Raw genomic sequence first — 16,435 nt, 5'->3', positions numbered from 1 at the left:
TCAGCGGGTGCCGACCGCCGCCCGCACCGCCCTGCGCGCCATCGCGCAGTCGTCGTGCAACCGGCGCAGCAGCAGCCGCTGCTCCTCACCGGGCGCCACCGTGCCCGCGGGCACCGGTACCGAACCAGCCGGCGGAGCCTCCCGTATCGTCCGCTGCACCGCCGTCTCGTAACGGCGGATCTCCCGCATCAGCACCAGCATCAGATTCACCAGGAACGCGTCCCGCGCCGCCGGCCCCCGCGCCTGGGCCAGCTGGCTGATCTGACGGCGCGTCGCCGGCGCGTCCCCCACCACCGTCCACAGCGTGGCCAGGTCGTAACCGGGCAGGTACCAGCCCGCGTGCTCCCAGTCCACCAGCACCGGCCCCGTCGGCGACAGCAGCATGTTGGACAGCAGCGCATCCCCATGGCAGAACTGCCGCGGCGGCTGGCCCCCACCCGCCTGCACCAGCCCCCGCAGCAGGATGTGCACATCGTCCCGGTCCCGGTCCGTGAACAGCCCCAACTCGTGGTACCGGGAGATCCGCGACACATAGTCCAGCGGCTGATCGAACGTTCCGTCAGGCGGCTGCCAGGAGTTGACCCGCATCACCGCGCTCAGCGCCGCCCGCACATCGGCCCGCGACGGAACCTCCACCGGATGCCGCTGCAACGCCGCCGCCCGACCCGGCATCCGCTCGATCACCAGGGCGCAGCTCTCCGGATCCGCCGCGATCAACCGCGGCGCCCGCACCGGCGGCCGGTGCCGGACGAACACCCGGTAGGCGGCGATCTCGTGCCGGAACCTTTCCGCCCAGGCGGGGGAGGGGTCCAGTAAACACTTCGCCACCACCGCGGTACGCCCGGTCGTACCCACCAGCAGCACCGACCGCCCGCTGCGCCGCAGCACCTGCACCGGCTGGAACTCCGGGCAGATCCGGTGCACGGAGGCGATCGCCCTCCGCAGCTGCGCGCCCTGGGGGCCGGACAAGTCGATCCTTCCGCTGAGCGGACCGGGCACCGTCCCCGCCCAGCGCCGCACCCGGCCCGCCGGGGCCACGACCGGGTACGGTCCACCACCGGCCGCCAGGGTGCGCTGCGGCCGGGGCGGGGCGGACACGGAGGACGATGCTGTGTACATGGGGAAGACAGATCCCTTCGTGTGCCGACACGTCACCTGCACGCTGCCCCGACCCGGCCCCGCACCGGCACCCTGGGGAGTGCGGGCCGGTCACCGGGATCGGGGTGGCGCATTCCTACCTGACACCCGGGCGCGGGTGGCACACCATCTGGCGGACCCTGGCGAACCCTGGCGAATAGTCGCCAGGCCCATGCCGCCGGGCTAGTGTCCAACTCAGCCGAGAACCTGGGGGCTTGACGTGACCGGAGAACCCAACACCCGCCTGTCGGACCTGTTCGGCCTGGCCGGCTGGTCCAAGGGCGAACTCGCCAGACGCGTGAACCGGCAGGCGGCGGCCATGGGCCACCCGCAGCTGGCGACCGACACCTCGCGAGTACGCCGCTGGATCGACAAGGGCGAAAGCCCGCGCGATCCGGTACCGCGGGTGCTGGCGGCCCTGTTCACCGAGCGGCTCGGCCGTGTCGTGACCATCGAGGACCTCGGGTTCGTACGCCAGCGCGACCGCCGGCGGGACGTCGGAACCACCGACAACCCCGACGGACTGCCATGGGAGCCGGAACGTACGGCCGCGGTCCTCACCGAATTCACGGGAATGGACCTCATGCTCAACCGACGCGGCTTGGTGGGCGCGGGCGTCGCGCTCACCGCAGGCTCCGTACTCACCAGCGCCATGCACGACTGGCTCCACACCGACCCCGCGCTCGCCGCCGACGCACCCCGCCGGCCCGACTCCCTGCCCCACGCCGAACCGGCCGGCTTCGACCGCTACGAAGCCGCCCCCGTCGGATCGCAGGAGATCGAGGCACTGGAGCACTCCGTCGAGATCTTCCGCGCCTGGGACGCCGCACGCGGCGGCGGACTCCAGCGCAAAGCAGTGGTCGGCCAGCTCAACGAGGTGGGCGGCATGCTCGCCTTCCGCCACCCCGACCACCTCCAGCGCCGCCTGTGGGGCGTGGCGGCCGACCTCGCCGTCCTGGCCGGCTGGATGTCCCACGACGTCGGCCTCGAACCCGTCGCCCAGAAGTACTTCCTCATCGCCGCGCACGCCGCCAAGGAAGGCGGCGACCGGCCCCGCGCCGGCGAGGCCCTGTCCCGCGCCGCCCGCCAGATGGTCCACCTCGGCCGCCCCGACGACGCCCTGGACCTGATGAGGATGGCCCGCGCCGGCTCCGGCGACCAGGTCCTGCCCCGCACCCAGGCCATGCTGTACACCATCGAAGCCTGGGCACAGGCCGCCATGGGCCACGGCCAGGCGATGCGCCGCACCCTCGGCAAGGCGGAGGAACTCTTCGTCTCCGACAAGGACGACACCCCCATGCCCGGCTGGATGGCGACCTTCCGCAACGAGGACATGTACGGCATGCAGGCCCTGTCCTTCCGCACCCTCGCCGAACACGAGCCCTCCGCCGCCAAACCGGCCCAGAACTACGCCCAGAAGGCCCTCGCCCTGCGCAACGACGGCCGCCAGCGCTCCCAGATCTTCGACCACCTCTCCATGGCCTCCGCCAGCTTCATCGCCGGCGACCCCGAACAGGCCGAGCGCTACGCCCGCGAGGCACTGAAGTCCATGAACAGCAACTCCTCACACCGCACCTGGGACCGGCTCGACGAGATGTACCGGCTCAGCGGACGGTACGCCGGACAGGCCGCCATCGCCGAACTCCGCGCCGAGATCGACCAGGCCAGGCCCAAGAAGCCCGGCCGCCGCCCCAAGCCCGGCGGCCCCACCCCGGCCTGACCCCCCGGATCGAGGCGACGGCTCACACCTCCGCCGCCGCCCCCACCCGCACCACCAGCAGACAGGCGTCGCCCTCCCGGGGCGCCGTCCCGCATGCCTCCACCACGATCCGCGCACACTCCTGCGCGTCGGCGGCCCGCTCCAACCGGCCCGCCAGCCCCAGCAGCCGACCGGTGCCGTCCGCCTCCCCGGCGGCGGACGCACCCCGATCCCCCAGCAGCCCCTCGGTCCCCAGCACCAGCACATCACCCGGCAGCAACCGCACCCGCGCCTGCTCGTACACCGCGCCACTCACCGCACCGAGCAGCGCACCCTCCGGCCGAGGCAGCGCCCACCCCGTCCCACCGCGGAACAGCAGCGGGGCGGGGTGACCCGCCTGCGCCCAGTGCAGCACCCCGGCCCGCGGGTCATAACGGCAGCACACCGCACCGGCCAACGCCGGCTGCGCCGAGCACTCCAGCACCTCACCCAGATGCCCGAGCAGCGCCCCGGGCCGGATACCGGCCACCGCCAACCCGCGCAGCGCGCCCAGCACCATCGCCATCGCCGAAGCCGCCGACAGACCGTGCCCGGTCAGACCGCCGGCCGTCAGCAGCACCTCGCCGTCCGGCAGCCGCAGCGCGTCATACCAGTCGCCCCCGATCGCCGTCGGCGCGTCCGACGGCAGATACCGGCCGGCCAGTTCCAGCCCCGCCGCACCGTCCGGCAACCCGCCGTCACCGCGCCACGGCGGAAGCACCGCCTCCTGCAACTCCACCGCGATCCGGTGCTCGGCCCGTGCCATCTCCCGGGTGCGCTCCAGCGAGTCCAGTGACGCGCGCACCGCCCGCTCACTGCGCCGCAGCTCGCTCACATCCCGCAGCACCGCCCACATCGAGGCGGTCGTCCCCTCACCGTCCAGGACCGGCTCGCCCGCCATGTGCACGGTCCGCACCTGCCCGTCCCCCCGGACGACCCGGAACTCCCCCTCCATGGCCTTCCCGTCGACCAGGCACCCCGTCACCATCGCGGTCAGCAGCGCCTGGTCCTCCACGAACACCACGGAGGGCAGCTCGTCCAGGGTGAGCGGCCGCGAGCCCGCCGGCCGCCCGAGAATCGTGAACAGCTCCGCCGACCAGTGCACGGCATCGGTGAGCAGATCCCACTCCGCACTCCCCACCCGCCCGACCAGAGACCCGGCGGGAACCCCCCCCGCCACCGCCCCGGCCGGCGCCGCACCCGTCCCCGACGCTCCAGCTGCCTCCGCCGGAGCACCCCCCACCCCGTCCGCCACCCCGTCCATCGCCACATCCGCCGGAAGCCCGTCCTTCAACTGCCCCAACTGGGCCCGGACATCATCCAGCTGATGCACCGCGAGATCACACAGCGCCCGCTGCCACCGGCCCCGCGGATCGTCCTCGTCCACCTCCGCGTCCCGCCGGACGGCGTCGACCCCGCCGCGCAAACGGCGGGTCTGCGAGATCAGGGCGTCCACGGAACGCTCGGGCGGCGGGGACGCGGGACGGTCCGCGAACAGATGGGACGGCATGTCGGAACTCCGATGCGGCGCGGCGGCCAGGTCTGGCGAGGCAACAACAACCGCCTACGACTTTCGCACAGCCCAGGGGGGCCCGTAAGGGCTTTGGCAACACTCGACACGGTGGTGCCGAAGGCATATGCCAACGGCCCGCAATTGCGCGCCGCCCCCACGCCGGGGCGCACGCCACCCCCCACCCACCCCACCCCGCTCAGGGCAGGATCGCGTCCACGTACCCGCCGTCCACCCGCACCGCGCCGCCCGTGGTGGCCGAGGCCTGGGGCGAACTGAGGTACACCACCATGTGGGCGATCTCCTCCGGCTCGATCAGCCGCTGCAGCAGCGACTGCGGCCGGTGCTCGCGCATGAACGCCCGCTGCGCCTCGTCCCAGGGCAGCTCCCGGTCGACCAACTCGTAGACGAAGTCCTCCACCCCGCCCGTGTGGGTGGGGCCGGCGATCACCGAGTTGACGGTGACCCCGCTTCCGGCGGCCTCCTTGGCGAAGCCGCGGCTCACCGCCAGCAGAGCCGTCTTGGACATCCCGTAGTGGATCATCTCGGCCGGGATCGCCACCGCCGAGTCGCTGGCGATGTACTGCACCCGGCCCCAGCCGCGTTCCTTCATCCCGGGCAGATACGCCCGGGTCAACCGCACCGCCGCCAGTACGTTGACCTCGAAGAACCGGCGCCACTCCTCGTCGCTGATCTCCAGCGCGGGCCGTGACTCGAAGATCCCCAGGTTGTTCACGAGGATATCCACCTCCGGGAGCAGCTCCACCGCCCGCGCCGCGCCCTCGTCACTCGACAGATCGGCCGCCACCGGCACCACCTCGGCGTCCGGGACCTCCTCGCGCAGCCGCTGCACCGCCGCGGCCACGCTCTGCTCCGACCGCCCGTTCACCGCCACCGTCGCCCCGGCGCGGGCCAGCGCCACAGCGATCGCAGCGCCGATCCCCTGCGTCGAACCCGTCACCAGCGCCGTCCTGCCCGTCAGTTCCACCCGCATCCGTCGCGCTCCTTCACATCGCTTCCGCCGACTTCTTCCACCCGCCCCCGCTTCCCGTCCCCCCTGCTCCCTTCCCCGCCGCCGGCCTTCTTCCCCAGAACCGGGGCGTTGGGCCGATCACGCGGGGGAGCGAGGACCGAGCAGCCGGCGAACACGCCGGGGCTAGCGCGGCCGCCCGTGGGTACCCGGACCGTCCCGGCACCCGCCGGGCCGCGCACAGCCGACGGAAGGCGGACGCCGTGACCAGCAGCGCCGGCAAGAAGGTCGTCGTCACCGGAGCCACCGGGAACGTGGGCACCAGTGTGGTGGCCGCGCTCGCCGCCGACCCGGGCGTCGCCTCCATCCGGGGGATCGCCCGCCGGATGCCCGGCTGGTCCCCGCCCAAGACCGAGTGGACGGCCGTCGACCTCCGCCAGGAGATCGACCTGGTCCCCCACTTCAAGGGCGCCGACGCGGTGATCCATCTGGCCTGGGCGTTCCAGCCGACCCACGACCCCTCCGCCACCTGGCGGACCAACGTCCTCGGCTCTCTCCAGGTCTTCCGGGACGCGGCCGCGGCCGGCGTGCCCGCGCTGATCCACGCCTCCTCCGTCGGCACCTACTCACCGGGCCGCGACGCGGGCGCGGTCGATGAGAGCTGGCCCACCCATGGGGCCTCCGAGGCGGCCTACTGCCGGGAGAAGGCCTATCTCGAACGGGTTCTGGACACCCACGAGCTGCGCAACCCCGGTATGCGGGTGGTGCGCATGAGGCCCGCCTTCCTCTTCAAGGAGGAGTCCGGGCCCGAGCAGCGGCGCATCTTCGGCGGCCGCTTCCTGCCCGGCCCGCTCGCCTCACCCCGTACCGTCCCCGTCGTCCCGGACATCCCCGGGCTGCGCTTCCAGGCCCTGCACACCGACGACGCGGCCCGGGCCTATGTGCTCGCGGTCCACCGGGAGGTCTCCGGCGCCTTCAACCTGGCCGCCGAGTCACCCCTCGATGCCCGCGACCTGGCCGCGCTGCTGGACGCCAGGACCGTACGGCTGCCCCGGGCGGCCGCCCGCGCCGCCCTGGTCACCGGCTACGCGCTGCATCTGCTCCCGGCCTCCCCGCAGCTGTTCGACGCGGTCCTGCGGTTGCCCCTGCTGGACTGCACCCGTGCTCGCGACCAGCTCGGCTGGCAGCCGGAGCACACCGCCCAGGAGGCCGTCGGCGAGATGCTGAAGGGGATGCGCACCGGCACCGGCATGGACACCGCACCCCTGGCCGGCCGCAAGGCGAGCTGACCGGCCGCAAGGCGAACGTGACCGGCGGGCGGCCGGGCCGCCGGAGACGGCGCAACTCCCTCCACCCCCGCAACACGCCCGGGAACCCGTTCGGGTGACGGCGGTGCTCCTCGCGGGAACAACCCGTACGGAGGGACGCCACGGCGTCCGGTGGCGCGGTGCGGGCGTGAAGGGGGCAGCGATGCCGGACAGACGGGCCCGCGGCTACCAGCCGGACTGGCAGCCCCGCCCCGCCACCCTGGAACTGCTCACCGCCGTCGAACTCATACTGGGCCGCTACGCCGCTCAACTGCCGCTCACCATCCGGCAGATCTGGTACGCGGCACTCGCCGACGGCGTCCTGGGCACCGCGGGTGTCCTCAGCCGGGAGCGCGGGCAGGAAGCCGCAGGGGCACGGGGGCAGGAGCGGACCTACCGCCGGCTGGTGGAGCTGATCGGGATGGCCCGCCGCTCCGGGCGCATCTCCTGGCTCGCCGTCCAGGACGACAGTGACATCGCCGTACTGCCGACCGCCTACGACGGCCCGGCCGGCTTCCACCGGGCCCGTGCCGAAGCGGCCCTCGCCTACCGACTGGACCGCCAGTCGGGCCAGGAGGCCAGGCTGGAACTGTGGTGCGACACCCCCGGACTGGTGCCCCAACTCGCCGGCGTCACCGACCCGTGGGGCGTACCGGTGTACGCCGCCCCGCGCGGTCTGCACGGGCGGCGGGCGGCCGCCCAGCGCGCGGCCGCCTGCGGGCACGGGGCGCTCCGGGTCCTCGTCGTCGGCGACCGCGACCCGATGGCGCTCCAGTTGTACGGAGCCGTGGCCGAGGACGTCACCGCGTTCGCCGCGACCGACGCCCCGGACGTCCGCGTGCTCTTCGAACGCCTGGCCGTAACCGAGGAGCAGATCGAGACCTACGCCTTGCCCGCCGCCCCCGCCAGGGCGGGCGACCGCAGGACGCCGGCCGGCGCGCCGGCCACCCAGGCCGAGGCGCTGCCGCCGGACGCTCTGGCCCGGCTGGTCCGCGAGGCGGTCAGCCGCGGCTACGACACCACCGTCCTCGCCGAGGTACTGGCCCGCGAGGAGGCCGACCGCCGGACCCTGCTCGACTGGCCCCGCCCCTGACCGGCCCGCGGTGGCTCAGGGCCGCACCTCCGGCGGGGTGCGGTCCCGCAGCCGGTCCAGCCGGGTGATCACCGGTGTCGCGCTGATCCCGTGCAGCACCACCGACGCCATCACGGTGAACGCCACCGCCGCCCACAACTGCCGCTCCAGCGCGCCGAAGTGATGCTCGCCGAGCGCGTACGCCAGATAGAACAGCGAGCCGATGCCGCGCAGCCCGAACACCGCCACCACGGTCCGCTCCCGCGGCCCGGCGGCGAAGCCCAACTGCCCCAGCCACCCCGTCAGCGGACGGACCACCAGCAACAGCAGCAGCCCGACCAGTGCCGCGGGCCAGGTCAGCTCGCCCAGCCCGCCCCCGACGGCGAAGGCGCCGAGCAGGAACAGCAGCACCCCCGTCAGCAGCCGCTCGATCTGCTCGGTGAACTCGTGCAGCACGTTGTGGTAGCCGTGGCTGCGCTCCGCCGACCGCAGCGCGCACGCCGCGACGAACACCGCGAGGAAGCCGTAGCCGCTCAGCAGCTCGGTGACCCCGTACGCCAGGAAGGTGGCGCCCAGCGCGACGAACCCCTCCATGTGCTCCGACAGCCGCAGCGCCGGGGTACGCGCCCGGAAGAACATCCACCCCAGCAGCCGGCCCAGCACCAGGCCCGCCACCACCCCGATCGCCGCCTTCGCCAGCAGGTCCACCGCGGCCCAGTGCCCGATCCACCCCCACGACCAGCCGTCCCCCGCGGCCGCGGCGAGTGCGACCGCCGCCATCACGAACGGGAAGGCCAGCCCGTCGTTGAGTCCGGCCTCGCTGGTGAGGGTGAACCGCACCTCGTCCTCGTCGTCCTCGGCATCGGTGGGTTCGCCCACCCGCACTTCCGCGGCGAGCACCGGGTCGGTGGGGGAGAGGACCGCGCCCAGCAGCAGCGCGGCGGCCGGCGGCCAGCCCAGCAGCCACCAGGCCAGGAAGGCGACGGCGGCCACGGTCAGCGGCAGGGTGATCCCCAGCAGCCGCCAGGTCCCCGCCCAGGCGCGGAAGCGCATCGGCCGGTTGATCGCCAGCCCGGCGCCCATCAGTGACACCACCACACACGCCTCGGTGACGTGCTCCACCCACAGCCGGTCCGCCACCGGGTCCACCACCGGCAGCCCCCACGCGGGTATCGCCACCAGCGCGCCCGCCGCGAGGAACACCATCGGCAGCGAGAACGGGCGCCGGAACACCACCCTCGGCAGCACGGCAGCCGCCAGCGCGCCCACGCCTAGTCCGGCGTAGACCAGATCCGACAGTGTCATACGGCGGCGGCCCGCCTGGTCACCGTGAACAGACCCCCGTCGGGGTCACGCAGCGTCGCCACCCGCCCCGGCGTGTGGTCGGTGACCGCCCCGCCGTCGCGCACCGCCGCCTGGACGCAGGCGTCCACATCGCGCACCGGGAAGTGGACCTGCCAGCGGGGCCGGATCGCCGGGTCGGGTGCCGCCTCCAGCGCCCCCGAGTTGAGCCGCGCCACCACATGGCCGGCGCTGCGCAGCACGACCTCCTCCTGCGCGTACTCCACATCGACGCAGCCGGGCCGCCCGCAGGCCCAGTCGAACACCTCGCCGTAGAAGATCGCCGCCTCGAAGGCGTCCCTCGTCACCAGGCGGAGCCAGGCCGGATTGGCCGCCCGCCAGACCTCCCAGCCCGACATCAGCCGGCCCTCCCAGATCCCGAACACCGCCCCCTCCCGGTCGGCGGCCAGCGCACCGCGGCCGATCGACAGCGCCACCGGCCCGACCGCCACCGTGCCGCTGCGCTCGCGGATGCGGGACGCCGTCTGGTCGGCGTTCTCCACGGCGAAGTACGGGGTCCAGGCGACCGCCACCTGCAGCGGGCCGGCCAGCGCGCCCAGCCCGGCCACCGGGCGACCCTCCGACAGGGCGACGCTGAACTCGTCCCCGAGTCGGGCCGGCCGGAAGGTCCAGCCGAGCACCGAGGCGTAGAAGTCCTGCGAGGCGCCGAGATCGCGGGTCATCAGGCTGACCCAGCAGGGGGCGCCGAAGACGGAGCCGCTGGACATCACGGCGGGCCCGGTGGCCGCGGATGAGTTCGTGTTCATGTGGAAAAGCCGTCCCGGTGTCACCAGTGGTGCGGAAGTGCCGCTTGGGTTTCGTCGCTTCTTCCCTGCCCGCTGTCCATGGTCGCACTCTTCCCCCGGCCGGGCCCGTCACCTGCGCCGACGGACCGGTACGGGGCGGGCCCCGAGCACCCGCCCGGCCCACCGGCCTGATCCTCACCAGGGCGCCGGCTCACCGGCGCCGTACCCGCCGCACCGCCCGCCCCGCCAGCCCGGTCAGATACCACCGCTCCTCGTACAGCACCCGCCCCACCAGCGCTCCGCCGAACACCACGAAACCGACCCCGACCAGCCAGGACTGCACCACCAGCATGGTGCCCACCGGGCCGTAGGCGACCGCGTTGGAGGCGATCAGCGGCGAGAAGACCAGATGGGAGAAGCCGCGCAGCCCAGCCAGTCCGATCACCGTCGCCACCGCGCCGGGCAGCAGCGCGCCCCAGGGCAGCCGGCCGCCCAGCAGCAGCCACTGCGACCACCAGAAGAACAGCACCCCGCTCACCACCGCCACACCGGCCCGCCAGACGAGGTCGCCGACGCTCACCGGGGTGGCGGCGATATGCGCCGACATCAGGATGTAGCCGATGAGGAAGGCCAGCCACACCGCGTGCCGCCACATGGTGTGCCAGCGGGCCGCTGGCACCTCCCAGATCCGCTCGTAGCCGTTCTGCACCACCCCGCCGAAGGTCATGCCGAAGACCGCGACCGCTGCGATACCAAAGCCGGTGGTGGACTCCAGCGCCTGGTTCGGAGGAGCAAACAGCCGTTCCACCTGCAATTCCGAGGCAGCCTCCACCCCCAGGCCATCGGTGAGCCACTCGGCGAAGCCCCGCCCGTTACCCGGGTCGGCCGCCGCCACCACGATCAGCAGCGGCACCAGGGTCAGCAGCCCGAGCGCGGCGAAGCCCATCGCCCGGTGCATCAGCTCCAGCTCGTTGCCGCGGCGCAGGCCGCGCCCGGCGGCCGACACGAGGAAGGCGCCGTACAGCCGCCCGAACCACCACCGCCGGGCGCCGTCCGGCGCCCCAGGAGACTTGTCGGACATGCACCTCGCATACCCGGCCCCGGCCCCGGCGGTACGGGAGTGGGCGGGCAAGACCCCGAATGGCCGCCCGCGCCATCCGCCTCCGGCCCCTGCCCCCACCGTTCCCGCTTCCCCGCGAGCCCCGGTCCGCCGCGTACCGCCACCCGCGCCGGACCGGCGCACTCAGCGCGTCCGCGTCAGGACAGCTTGCCGTCGTAGTCCGGCAGCTTCCAGGTGCGCTCCGCATGGCCGCCGACCAGGTCGGTGGGCCGGTTGCCGATGTTGGCGATCACCGTGTAGCCCTTGGCCTCGATCTCCGCCCGCTTCTCCGTCTTGTACGCGCTGACCTCCTCGAACAGGTCCGGCAGGTCCCGCACGTACAGCCCGTCCACGGGGTAGCCCGCCGTCGCCAGGTTGATCGCGGTGGGCGCGTAGAGGATGCCGGGGCGGGCGGTGACGAAGAAGACGCCCACCCCGCGCGAGTCGGCGTAGCGGACCAGCTCCCGCACCGGCTTGACGGCCGGGGTCGGCCACTCCCAGAAGGGATGGAAGTCGGTCTCCAGCGAGGTGTTGTCGATGTCGAGGACGATCGCCAGGCGCTTGCCCTCCGCCCGGGCGGTGCGCTGCTCGATGTAGGCCCGCGCGCCGTCCAGCGCGGCCGCCACATCCCGCTGCCACACCGCGTAGTCCACTCCGCCGAGCGCCGCGACGCTCTGCGCCGACGCGGAGGAGGGGGCGGGGGAGGGGCCCGGGCGGTCGGCCGGCGCGGCCGTGGCCGCGGTCGCCGAGGTGGCGGTGGCCAGCGCGGCGAGAGCGGTGAGGGCGGCGCCGCGGGCGCTCCATCGGGCTGCAAGCATGGGCAGTTCACTCCTTCGGTGGTGACCGACCAGGGGGAGGCCGCCCGGTGATCACCAGGGCGGCCTTGGCATGCTCGCGCTCAATGATGGACGGAATGAGGCGTTCTCTCTACTGCTCGGTAGCTTTTTGTTCGACGCCGAGGGGGCGGTGCCCCGCATCGCGCGGTGACCCTGCGCATTCCCCCGCCGCGGCCTCCCGCCGCCACCGGCCGGGCGGTACCCTCCGCCGCCCCGCACCCCGCCACCGACCCGCCGATCACACCGCTTCCGCCGGCCCCCTCCCGGACCTTCACACCCATCCCGTCATCCCGCCGACTGTCAGTCCGCCAGCCGCCATCCTGCCAGGCGCCACCCCACCGGCCGTCAGTCCGTCGGTTCCGGCAGCGCCTCCAGTGGATCCGGCGGCCCCTCCAGCAGACGGTCCAGCGCGCCCACCACCAGCCGGCAGACCTCGTCCGGGTCGGCCTCCGCGAGCGGGCGCTTTCCCACCACCACCCGCATCAGCCCGATGCCCAGCAGCCAGGACAGCGCCAGGTCCGCGCGCAGCTCCCCGTCCTCCGCCGTGCTCAGGGTCGCCAGCACCCTGGCGTACTCGTCCCCCAGCGCGGTGACCGCCGCCGACACCTCGTCCCCGCCACCCACCGACCGGAGCATGGCCTTCAGCGACCGGCTCATCCCCGGCGAACCTCCCGCCGCGGTCGGCGACGGGCCGTCCGCCGGCGGCGGCAGCAGACTGCGCAACGCCACCTCCACCAACCGCTCCGGCGGAGTGCCGCGCAACTGCTCCTGGCCGCTCTGCGCGACGACCTCCCCGAAGAGCGCCTGCTTGGAGCCGAAGTGGCGGAACAGCAGCGCCTGATTCACTCCGGCGCGCGCGGCGATGTCCCGCACCGTCGCCCGGTCGTAACCGCGCTCGGCGAAGAGCGCCGATGCCGCGGCCAGCAACCGGGCGCGGGTGGCCCCGCCCGCCGCGGACCGACCCGCCCCGTCCACCGGTTCCGGGCCCCGTACGGCCGCCGTCCCGATCGTCCCCGCACCCTGCCCACCCTCCTGGCCGGTCGTGTTCGCATCCTCCGCCGCAGCCGTCACCCGCGCCGCCTCCGCCACCTTCACCACTCCCCACGCCTCCGCCGCTTCGGCACTCCGCGCACGCTCCGCGAGTCCGGGCCTTCTGTCGGACCGTCACTCGAACGGCGTAACGGCGCCATTGACCGCCCCTGCCGACCACCCTAGGTTCTGTAAGCACGTGCTTACACAACGGAGGCGCCCCATGACCGCAACGGCGGATCAGACTCCCCTCGCGTACCCGTTCAACGAACCTGACGGCCTCGACCTCGCCGAGGCCTATGCCGAGGCGCTTCAGCGGCCCGGCCTGTTACGGGTGGCGATGGCCTACGGCGAGCCCGCCTGGCTGGCCACCCGCTACGCCGACGCCCGACTGGTCCTCGGCGACCGCCGCTTCAGCCGCGCGGAGGCGCTGAAACACGACGAACCGCGCCAGTCGGAGGGGCAGCGGGACGCGGGCATCCTCAGCATGGACCCGCCCGGCCACACCCGGCTGCGCACCCTGGTCGCCAAGGCGTTCACCGTCCACCAGGTCGAGAAGCTCCGCCCGCAGGTGCGCGCACTGGCGCACGGCTTCCTCGACACGATGGAGGCGGCCGGACCGCCCGCCGACCTGGTGGAGTGCTACGCCCTGCCGCTCCCGGTCGCGGTGATCTGCCGGATGCTCGGCGTGCCCGAGGAGGACCGGCCGAAGTTCCGGGTGTGGAGCGACGCGGCCCTCTCCACCAGCTCGCTGACCGCCGAGGAGTTCCTCCGCAGCCGCGAGGAGCTGCGCGCCTATATGGCCGCGCTGATCGAGGATCACCGGGTCCACCCCCGGCCCGACCTCATGACCGGGCTCATCGACGCCCGGGACACCGGCGACCGGCTCAGCGAACTGGAACTGATCGACCTCTGCGTGGGCATCCTGGTCGCCGGCCATGAGACCACCGCCAGCCAGATCCCCAACTTCGTCCACGCACTGCTGGACCACCCCGACCAGCTCGCCCTGCTGCGCGAGCGGCCCGAGCTGATCAAGGGGGCCGTCGAGGAACTCCTGCGGTACGTGCCGCTCGGCAGCGCCGCCGCCTTCCCCCGGTACGCGACCGAGGACGTCGAGGTCGGCGGCACCCTGGTACGGGCCGGCGAGCCGGTGCTCGTGGCGATCGGCGCGGCCAACCGCGACGCGCTGAAGTTCACCGGGCCCGGACGCCTTGACGTCACCCGGTCGGGTGTTCAGCACCTCGGCTTCGGCCACGGCGTCCACCACTGCCTGGGCGCGCCCCTGGCCCGGCTCGAACTCCAGGAGGCCGTACTCGCGCTGATCACCCGCTTCCCGCAGCTCCATGTGGCGGGGGACGTGCGCTGGAAGAACCAGATGCTGGTACGCGGTCCACGCGAGATGCCGGTGGGGTGGTGACCGCGATGACCTGGACCACCGAGGTCGACCGCGAGCAGTGCATGGGCTCAGGGATGTGCGCCGGGCTCGCCCCGGACCTCTACCGGCTGGAGGGAGCCACCGCGACACCGGTCCACCACGACATCGCCGAGGACGAACGGGCCCTGGACGCCGCCGACTCCTGCCCGGCCCTCGCCATCGTCGTACGCGACGGCCCGCGTACGGTCGGCCCCCGCCCCTGACCCTCCGGGGCCCTCCGTGTCCCTATACGCACGATACGCACGCGACGGCGGGCTCCATGTCACCGACATGGAGCCCGCCGCCGTCATCCGATCGGCCGATCAGGCCAGAGCTCACGGGCAGTGGCCCAGACCCCGCCCGAACCACCCGCCACAGCCTCGGGGCGGCCGGCCCTCGGCCCTCAAGCAGTCAATCCACCGCCAGCCACCGACCGCCGACCCTCCGGGGCCTTCAGCCCCTGAGTCCGCCCTTGCCCTTCTCCTTGGCGTCGCGCGCCTTGCCCCGAGTCTCCAGCGCGGCACCCTTGGCCGCGGTGGTCTCGTTGCCCAGCGCGTGGGCCGCCTTCCGCACGGCCTTGCCGACAACCTGCTCGGCCTTGGCCTTGGCCTTCTCTCCGGCGCTCATGTCGGTCCCTTCCGTAGACGCTCACCGTTCGCCTGCCCTCGGCCGCGCCACGGAAACAGCTCCGGCTCCCGGTCGGACGCCGCTCGGCGGGAGGGCGACCACGCGGCCGCCCTCCCGCCGAGCCGGATGCCCTGCCCTGTCCAGGCGTGCCGATCAGCCGAGAGGCGCGGCCAGGCGGGGCCGCGGGCCGACCCGCGAGGGCTCGGGCCGCCGGGAGTTGACCCGCAGTGCCTCGTACGCCGCCGCCAGCGCCACCGCGCGTACCGGCCGGTCCTTCACCACGGCCGTCAGATCCCCGGGGCACTGCACCTCCCAGCGGGGAAAGCGTCGGCGCGCCGCCGCCACCCGCGCTCCGGGCGCGAAGTAGACCATGGTGGTGTTCTCGTGCGGGTTGTGCGCCGAACCCTCGTACACCAGCTCGCCGTCCACCTCCAACCGGTCGGCGAGGTAACGCAGCGAATCGCCCCGCGCCCGGCCCATGAACAGCCCGACGTGATTCTCGAAACCGTGGATCCGCTCCTCCTCCGCGATGTCCTCCGCATAACGCGGACACGATTTGGGGAAGAGGAACACCTCCACCTCGGGGCCGGTCGTCGCGCGGACCCGCGTCACCAGAATTCTGGTGTCGCCCGGCAGCCCGTACCGTTCCGTCAGCCGGCGTTTCACCAGCACGCTGGGAATGGGTGCGGACGCCTTCCAGCCGTTGCGCCGGAAATGCGCGAGAGCAGCCTCCTCGGTCGGCGGGAAAAGAAGGGTCCCGCAGTGCGAGACAGTGCACTCGGACCGGATCGCCCGCTTCAGATCCCCGGGTATCCACGGAGGCAGCAGAACGTCCAGGGAGGTTATCGACGCGTGGTGCGCGTAGTTCACGGCGTGCCGCAGGCGCTGCAAGTCGCACGCGTCGAAGTCGGCGTGATTCATGACGTGGCCTTCCTCTCGCCGTCACCCCAGTAAACGCACGGCCGCCGCTCCGGGGCACCCGTCGGTGCGCTGATCGGGTGAAGGGCGGGAAAGCGAGCAGGCAGGACTACGGCCGGTCACGGGACCGGTTGTGCCGAGCGCTCGCGTGCCGCACTTTTGACCGACGAACGGCTTCCTCCGAAGGGTGAGAAAGTGGCTCGCAGCACGGACCGGAACTCCCCCCGAATAATCGTGGCAGGCGCCGGGATAGGCGGGCTCGCCACCGCCCTCAGTCTCTTCTCGGCAGGCCTGCGCGACATACGCCTGGTGGAGTCGTGCGCGCGGCTGAGACCGGTGGGCGCCGGTATCAACCTCCAGCCCGCCGCCGTACGGGAGCTGTCCGAACTCGGCCTGGAGCCGAGGCTCGCCGCGCACGCCGTCGCCACCGGCCGGCTCGCCTACCACCACCGCTACGGCGGCGTCATCTGGTCCGAGCCCCGCGGGCGGGCCGCCGGCTACCACTGGCCGCAGTTCTCCGTGCACCGCGGCCACCTCCAGCGGCTGCTACTGGAGGAGGTCGTCCGTCGTCTCGGCCCGGGTGCGGTGGTCACCGGTTGGCGGATGGACGGGTATGAGCACACCGAAGGTCCGCACGGTCCTGGGATCCGGGTGTACGGCACCCACGGACGCGCCCCCCTTGAGGCCGACC

General features: G+C 73.4%; 15 protein-coding genes and 1 pseudogene. 6 read left to right on the top strand and 10 right to left on the bottom strand.

Annotation, left to right across the window (positions count from 1 at the left end; genetic code table 11):
* Positions 1–1,119, bottom strand: a complete 1,119-nt coding sequence (locus ABZ945_RS25960) for an aminoglycoside phosphotransferase family protein (RefSeq protein ID WP_361273990.1) — start codon at positions 1,117–1,119, stop codon at positions 1–3.
* A 238-nt stretch (positions 1,120–1,357) separates the two neighbouring features.
* On the opposite strand from ABZ945_RS25960, the gene ABZ945_RS25955 reads away from it, so the two are divergent.
* Entirely contained in the window at positions 1,358–2,857 is a 1,500-nt protein-coding gene (locus ABZ945_RS25955; RefSeq protein ID WP_361273987.1) for a hypothetical protein, read from the top strand.
* 22 nt (positions 2,858–2,879) lie between these two features.
* Here ABZ945_RS25955 and ABZ945_RS25950 read toward each other — a convergent pair whose 3' ends face one another.
* A complete protein-coding gene (locus ABZ945_RS25950; RefSeq protein ID WP_361273985.1) occupies positions 2,880–4,385 on the bottom strand; it encodes a SpoIIE family protein phosphatase in 1,506 nt (501 codons plus the stop codon).
* A 199-nt stretch (positions 4,386–4,584) separates the two neighbouring features.
* On the bottom strand, positions 4,585–5,379 hold the full coding sequence (locus tag ABZ945_RS25945) for an SDR family oxidoreductase (protein ID WP_361273982.1): 795 nt from the start codon (positions 5,377–5,379) through the stop codon (positions 4,585–4,587).
* Between the two features lie 239 nt (positions 5,380–5,618).
* Here ABZ945_RS25945 and ABZ945_RS25940 point away from each other — a divergent pair, with 239 nt between their 5' ends.
* Both ABZ945_RS25940 and ABZ945_RS25935 read left to right on the top strand, forming a co-directional pair.
* Positions 5,619–6,644, top strand: coding sequence for an NAD-dependent epimerase/dehydratase family protein (locus ABZ945_RS25940; protein WP_361273979.1), 1,026 nt, complete (start codon positions 5,619–5,621; stop codon positions 6,642–6,644).
* A gap of 181 nt (positions 6,645–6,825) precedes the next feature.
* Positions 6,826–7,755, top strand: a complete 930-nt coding sequence (locus tag ABZ945_RS25935) for a hypothetical protein (RefSeq protein ID WP_361273976.1) — start codon at positions 6,826–6,828, stop codon at positions 7,753–7,755.
* Positions 7,756–7,770: 15 nt separating this feature from the next.
* On the opposite strand, the gene ABZ945_RS25930 is transcribed toward ABZ945_RS25935, so the two are convergent.
* The 5 genes from ABZ945_RS25930 to ABZ945_RS25910 all read right to left on the bottom strand — a co-directional run bounded on the left by ABZ945_RS25930 (position 7,771) and on the right by ABZ945_RS25910 (position 12,731).
* Positions 7,771–9,039, bottom strand: coding sequence for a cation:proton antiporter (locus ABZ945_RS25930; protein WP_361273973.1), 1,269 nt, complete (start codon positions 9,037–9,039; stop codon positions 7,771–7,773).
* Positions 9,036–9,842 (bottom strand): VOC family protein, encoded by an 807-nt coding sequence (locus tag ABZ945_RS25925; RefSeq protein WP_361273970.1) that lies wholly within the window; start codon positions 9,840–9,842, stop codon positions 9,036–9,038. Before ABZ945_RS25925 ends, ABZ945_RS25930 begins: the two co-directional genes overlap by 4 nt.
* A gap of 190 nt (positions 9,843–10,032) precedes the next feature.
* On the bottom strand, positions 10,033–10,902 hold the full coding sequence (locus ABZ945_RS25920; RefSeq protein WP_361273967.1) for a YhjD/YihY/BrkB family envelope integrity protein: 870 nt from the start codon (positions 10,900–10,902) through the stop codon (positions 10,033–10,035).
* A gap of 176 nt (positions 10,903–11,078) precedes the next feature.
* Entirely contained in the window at positions 11,079–11,738 is a 660-nt protein-coding gene (locus tag ABZ945_RS25915; protein WP_361273964.1) for an HAD family acid phosphatase, read from the bottom strand.
* Between the two features lie 363 nt (positions 11,739–12,101).
* The gene (locus ABZ945_RS25910; RefSeq protein WP_361274120.1) at positions 12,102–12,731 is read right to left on the bottom strand and encodes a TetR family transcriptional regulator; all 630 of its coding nucleotides are present in this window, start codon (positions 12,729–12,731) and stop codon (positions 12,102–12,104) included.
* Positions 12,732–13,008: 277 nt separating this feature from the next.
* Between ABZ945_RS25910 and ABZ945_RS25905 the strand changes: the two genes are divergently transcribed.
* Both ABZ945_RS25905 and ABZ945_RS25900 read left to right on the top strand, forming a co-directional pair.
* Positions 13,009–14,202 (top strand): cytochrome P450, encoded by a 1,194-nt coding sequence (locus ABZ945_RS25905; RefSeq protein ID WP_361273961.1) that lies wholly within the window; start codon positions 13,009–13,011, stop codon positions 14,200–14,202.
* A 5-nt stretch (positions 14,203–14,207) separates the two neighbouring features.
* Positions 14,208–14,423, top strand: a complete 216-nt coding sequence (locus tag ABZ945_RS25900; RefSeq protein ID WP_361273959.1) for a ferredoxin — start codon at positions 14,208–14,210, stop codon at positions 14,421–14,423.
* 229 nt (positions 14,424–14,652) lie between these two features.
* Here the strand turns inward: ABZ945_RS25900 and ABZ945_RS25895 are convergent, their stop codons facing one another.
* Together ABZ945_RS25895 and ABZ945_RS25890 are read right to left on the bottom strand one after the other, a co-directional pair.
* Positions 14,653–14,826, bottom strand: a complete 174-nt coding sequence (locus ABZ945_RS25895; RefSeq protein WP_361273956.1) for a hypothetical protein — start codon at positions 14,824–14,826, stop codon at positions 14,653–14,655.
* 153 nt (positions 14,827–14,979) lie between these two features.
* On the bottom strand, positions 14,980–15,747 hold the full coding sequence (locus ABZ945_RS25890; protein ID WP_361273953.1) for a hypothetical protein: 768 nt from the start codon (positions 15,745–15,747) through the stop codon (positions 14,980–14,982).
* A 231-nt stretch (positions 15,748–15,978) separates the two neighbouring features.
* Here ABZ945_RS25890 and ABZ945_RS25885 point away from each other — a divergent pair.
* A pseudogene (locus ABZ945_RS25885) lies at positions 15,979–16,435 on the top strand (flavin-dependent oxidoreductase); the annotation flags it as partial.

The sequence above is a fragment of the Streptomyces sp. NPDC046887 genome (genome assembly GCF_040644755.1).
Lineage (GTDB): Bacteria > Actinomycetota > Actinomycetes > Streptomycetales > Streptomycetaceae > Streptomyces > Streptomyces lichenis.
The sequence above is the reverse complement of the archived record's forward strand: the minus strand, read 5'-3'. Positions and strand labels throughout refer to the sequence as shown.

Excerpts from the sequence above, each read along its gene's own strand:
- ABZ945_RS25960 (WP_361273990.1), bottom strand. The coding sequence starts at position 1,119 with ATGTACACAGCATCGTCCTCCGTGTCCGCCCCGCCCCGGCCGCAGCGC.
- ABZ945_RS25950 (WP_361273985.1), bottom strand. The coding sequence starts at position 4,385 with ATGCCGTCCCATCTGTTCGCGGACCGTCCCGCGTCCCCGCCGCCCGAG.
- ABZ945_RS25945 (WP_361273982.1), bottom strand. The coding sequence starts at position 5,379 with ATGCGGGTGGAACTGACGGGCAGGACGGCGCTGGTGACGGGTTCGACG.
- ABZ945_RS25935 (WP_361273976.1), top strand. The coding sequence starts at position 6,826 with ATGCCGGACAGACGGGCCCGCGGCTACCAGCCGGACTGGCAGCCCCGC.
- ABZ945_RS25930 (WP_361273973.1), bottom strand. The coding sequence starts at position 9,039 with ATGACACTGTCGGATCTGGTCTACGCCGGACTAGGCGTGGGCGCGCTG.
- ABZ945_RS25925 (WP_361273970.1), bottom strand. The coding sequence starts at position 9,842 with ATGAACACGAACTCATCCGCGGCCACCGGGCCCGCCGTGATGTCCAGC.
- ABZ945_RS25920 (WP_361273967.1), bottom strand. The coding sequence starts at position 10,902 with ATGTCCGACAAGTCTCCTGGGGCGCCGGACGGCGCCCGGCGGTGGTGG.
- ABZ945_RS25915 (WP_361273964.1), bottom strand. The coding sequence starts at position 11,738 with ATGCTTGCAGCCCGATGGAGCGCCCGCGGCGCCGCCCTCACCGCTCTC.
- ABZ945_RS25905 (WP_361273961.1), top strand. The coding sequence starts at position 13,009 with ATGACCGCAACGGCGGATCAGACTCCCCTCGCGTACCCGTTCAACGAA.
- ABZ945_RS25900 (WP_361273959.1), top strand. The coding sequence starts at position 14,208 with ATGACCTGGACCACCGAGGTCGACCGCGAGCAGTGCATGGGCTCAGGG.
- ABZ945_RS25895 (WP_361273956.1), bottom strand. The coding sequence starts at position 14,826 with ATGAGCGCCGGAGAGAAGGCCAAGGCCAAGGCCGAGCAGGTTGTCGGC.
- ABZ945_RS25890 (WP_361273953.1), bottom strand. The coding sequence starts at position 15,747 with ATGAATCACGCCGACTTCGACGCGTGCGACTTGCAGCGCCTGCGGCAC.